The sequence below is a fragment of the Pseudomonas tehranensis genome (assembly GCF_014268615.1).
Taxonomy (GTDB): domain Bacteria; phylum Pseudomonadota; class Gammaproteobacteria; order Pseudomonadales; family Pseudomonadaceae; genus Aquipseudomonas; species Aquipseudomonas tehranensis.
In genome coordinates this window covers 1-3,756 of sequence record NZ_JABWQV010000363.1, presented here as the reverse complement: position 1 = coordinate 3,756, position 3,756 = coordinate 1, and the positions used below count along the sequence as shown (strand labels likewise).

The 3,756-nt window shown below is 63.7% G+C and carries 4 protein-coding genes; all 4 read right to left on the bottom strand.

The window, feature by feature from the left end; all coding sequences use genetic code 11:
• Nucleotides 1-37: 37 nt before the first annotated feature.
• From HU811_RS25825 to HU811_RS25810, 4 genes are read right to left on the bottom strand one after another with little or no spacing between them, the layout of a single operon-like run.
• The gene (locus HU811_RS25825) at nucleotides 38-889 is read right to left on the bottom strand and encodes a ChaN family lipoprotein (protein ID WP_186658887.1); all 852 of its coding nucleotides are present in this window, start codon (nucleotides 887-889) and stop codon (nucleotides 38-40) included.
• A 21-nt stretch (nucleotides 890-910) separates the two neighbouring features.
• Nucleotides 911-1,678 (bottom strand): heme ABC transporter ATP-binding protein, encoded by a 768-nt coding sequence (locus HU811_RS25820; protein ID WP_092403041.1) that lies wholly within the window; start codon nucleotides 1,676-1,678, stop codon nucleotides 911-913.
• Nucleotides 1,678-2,661 carry a FecCD family ABC transporter permease gene (locus tag HU811_RS25815; RefSeq protein ID WP_171061425.1) on the bottom strand — a complete coding sequence of 328 codons (984 nt, stop codon included), beginning with the start codon at nucleotides 2,659-2,661 and terminating at the stop codon, nucleotides 1,678-1,680. The genes HU811_RS25820 and HU811_RS25815 overlap by 1 nt, the downstream gene beginning before the upstream one ends.
• Before the next feature lie 50 nt (nucleotides 2,662-2,711).
• Nucleotides 2,712-3,590 carry a heme/hemin ABC transporter substrate-binding protein gene (locus tag HU811_RS25810; RefSeq protein ID WP_186658885.1) on the bottom strand — a complete coding sequence of 293 codons (879 nt, stop codon included), beginning with the start codon at nucleotides 3,588-3,590 and terminating at the stop codon, nucleotides 2,712-2,714.
• Nucleotides 3,591-3,756 lie beyond the last annotated feature (166 nt).

Here is a 3,756-nt window from a genome sequence, read left to right as displayed (position 1 = left end):
AAGCGAAAGATCAAAAGATCGCAGGCTTCGTCAGCGCCTACGGGGTTCGCTTGTGTTCGCGCATCTGGGCACAGTAATCCTGCGGCGGCGTAGCCTTGGTGTACCACACGTAATCTGCCATGGCCGATGTCATCTCGCTGCCCTCCTCGGCCAGCATCAGCACGATCGGTGCCTCACTGGCCCCCAAGTCCAGCACATGCAGCGGCACGCCGACGTCTTTTCGTCCATGCCAGGCGCCGGCGAACAACAACGCAGGTGACGGCGCATCCAGCAGACGTTCGGCCATGCGTCGGTCACGTTGTTGCTGGACGGCCAGCATCGCCGGCATCTGTGATTCGGGCAGCAGGCCGCAATGGGATTGGCGGATCTGCTCCAGCAACTGATCCTTCACACCGACTGCATTCGCACGGGCGCCTCGCAAGTGCGGTGCTTGCCGGTAGACGCGCTGGATCTCGGCGGCGTCCAGATTGGCGGCCAACAATGGATAACGTTGCGCCAAAGCGAACTCGACGACCGGCCCATACAGGCTCCAGTCCCATCCCGGCGACCAATCCAAGGCTGCGGGCAGATCAGCGGGCAAGGCAGGTAACTGGCGGACCGCGTCAACCCGAGGCTGCTGGAGGGGCGTCAGCATTTCCAGCAGAAGGCTGCCTTGGGTCCGTTGCGCGGCCAGGGCCTGAAGCAGCCATAGCTGCAGCGCGTGGTGATCGCGATTATCGTGCTGCTCGCCCACCACCACTCGCGGCGTCCGTGCCAGGCGCTCGATCAACGCTTGAGGCGTGACGGCGCGGCCGTTGTGCAAATCAAGGATCTGCCCCTCGACCGGGGGCGGCGCGACACTCTGACAGGCCGTCAGCACACTCAATGCCAGAATCAGGATCAGGCGCACGTCTACATCCTCAGGCAACCCTCAGCGGGCGATGATCAATGGATGTCCGCGCTCCGGGTGGGGTTGCACCAGCACTTCCAGGCCAAACACCGCTTTGAGCGGTTCCGGGCGCAGCACTTGCTGCGGCGTGTCCAGGGCCACCGGCCGGCCAGACGCGAGCAACAACAGGCGATCACAATAACGCGCCGCCAGGTTCAGGTCATGCAGGATCACCAATATAGCCGCGCCGCGATCGGCAAACTCACGCACCGCTTGCAGGATGGTGTGCTGGTGCAGTGGATCGAGCATTGAGGTCGGCTCGTCCAGCAGCAGGGTCTGCCCCGCTTCCCCTGGCCACAACTGTGCCAAGACCCGTGCCAGGTGCACCCGCTGACGCTCGCCTCCCGACAGCGCCAGGTAACTGCGGCCCTGCAGATGCGCCGCGTCTGCAGCGTGCAACGCCAAGGCAACAATTTGCTCGTCACGCACTCGACCACTCTGATGAGGCAGGCGCCCCATGCCGACTACTTCTTCGACGCGGAAGGCAAAATCCAGGGTCGATGACTGCGGCAATACCGCCAGGCAACGGGCACGCTCGGCCCCCTCCCACTGGGACAAGGGCCGATCATCGAGCCAGACCTGCCCCTGCGCGGGAGGCAATTGACCGCACAGCCCCGCCAGCAAAGTACTTTTACCTGCACCGTTGGGCCCGAGCACGCCCAGCACCTGGCCGGGATGAAGCTCAAGATTGATATCAGCCAACACGGTCTTGCGACCCCGCTGGATGTGCAAGTTCTGCGCTCGTAACATCAGGCGCGCCCTCGCAGCAATAAATAGAGGAAGAACGGCGCCCCGATGAATGCCGTGACGATACCGATCGGCAGCTCCGCCGGTGCCAGCGCCAGACGCGCCACCAGGTCGGCGAACAGCAGCAGGCTCGCCCCCGCCAGCACCGAAGCCGGCAACAGAACGCGATGATCGGGGCCGGCCATCAACCGTACCAGATGCGGTACCACCAGCCCGACAAACCCGATCATGCCCGCCGCTGCCACTGCCGCGCCAACCCCCAGGGCCGTGCAAAACACCAATTCACGCTTGAGCCCTTCGACATCAACGCCCAAATGGGCAGCTTCGGACTCACCCAGCAACAGAGCATTGAGCGCCCGGGCCCGTCGTGGCAGCCAGAGTGCTACGCCAACGCTGACCAGCAACAGCGGCCACAACCGCGCATAACTGGCGCCATTCAGGCTCCCCAGGTTCCAGAACGTCAAGGTACGCAGGGTTGCGTCGTCCGCCAGATAAGTGAACAGGCCCACCGCCGAACCGGACAGCGCGGTCAGGGCGATACCGGCCAGGAGCATGGTCGCGACATGGGTCTGGCCGTTGCGCCGGCCGAGGCGATAAACCAATGCCGTGACCCCAAGCCCGCCGAGAAACGCACACAACGACAAAACATAGGGACCGAACGCTTCGGGCAAGCCGCCCAGCGCCGAGCCGCCAACAATGGCGAACGCCGCGCCCAGCGCCGCACCGCTGGACACTCCCACCAGTCCCGGGTCGGCCAACGGGTTGCGGAACAGCCCCTGCATCGCCACCCCGGATAATGCCAATACCCCGCCCACCGCCAACCCCAGCAACGTGCGCGGCAGACGGATCTGACCGAGGATCAGTTCGGCCTGCTCCAGACCCTCGGCGGCCACTGGCAAGCCCATCAGACGCAACGCGGCGCGCAAGGTATCAAACAGGGGCAAACTCACCGGCCCCAGCGCCAGGGACAGCCAGATCGCCAGCAGACACAACACTCCGAGGCCAATGAACAAGGTGCGCGGCTTGACCAACGGGGTCATGGTGTCTTGGCCGGCTCGGCTGGGTAAAAACCGCTCGTCAGCTTCACCAGACTTTGCGGCAAGCGCGGACCCAGTCCGCCGACCAACAGCGTCGGGTCAAGCTCGATAACGCGCCCGGCCCTGGCGGCGCGGGTGGAGGAAAGAATCGGGTTTTCCCTGAACAACGCCGCACGTGCTTCCTCGCCACTTAACGCGCGATCAGCGAACACCAGGACTTCGGGATTCAGGCCGGCCAAAGTCTCCACCGAAAATGACTTGTAACCTTTGTGTGTCGCCAGGTTGTGACCACCGGCCTGCTGCACCAGCCAATCGGCGGAGGTGCCCAGGCCTGCGACCATCGGCTTGCCGCCGGCGCTCCCGATCAACAGCAACACCCCGGGGGCCTTTTGCTTGAGCTGGATTTTACTCACCCGAGCTTTTTGTTGACTGAGCTGCTGTTGATAACGGTCGAACAACTGCGCGGCTTGGTCCTCGGCGCCCAGCAGTTGACCCAGGTGTCGCAGATTGTCCTGGAGAGTCGGCAGGTCCGGCGTGGCCGAGAACAGTTCAACCTGTACCCCGGCGCTGCGGATCTGCGACAGCACCGGTGGTGGCCCCATTTCTTCGGTGCCTACGAGGATCTGCGGACGCAGGCTCAATATCCCCTCGGCCGACAGCTGTCGCTGATAACCGATACTGGGCAAGCCTCGCAAGGCTTCCGGATGCTGGCTGGTGGTGTCCACGCCCACCAGTTTCGACTCACCGCCCAGCGCGCTGACCCATTCGGACACTGCCCCGCCGGCACTGACCCAGCGCTGCGGCAATTGAGCCGCCACCAAGCCCTGGCTGGCCAACATGACGACACAGAGCGTGACAACACGGATATTCAGGCGCATCGGGCTGCTTCCTCGAAGAAATATTCACAGGGCCGGGCATGAACCCCTCAGGCAAAGTATCCTCAGCCCCCTGCGAAGGAGGCGCCATTTGATAATTGTTTTCATTTGACCGTCAAGCATGAACCTTTTGGTGTGACCTCTGTGGGAGCGAGCCTGCTCGCGATGA

Bases quoted from the DNA above. Each gene is read 5' to 3' on its own strand.
- HU811_RS25810 (WP_186658885.1), bottom strand. From the start codon at position 3,590: ATGCGCCTGAATATCCGTGTTGTCACGCTCTGTGTCGTCATGTTGGCC.
- HU811_RS25820 (WP_092403041.1), bottom strand. From the start codon at position 1,678: ATGTTACGAGCGCAGAACTTGCACATCCAGCGGGGTCGCAAGACCGTG.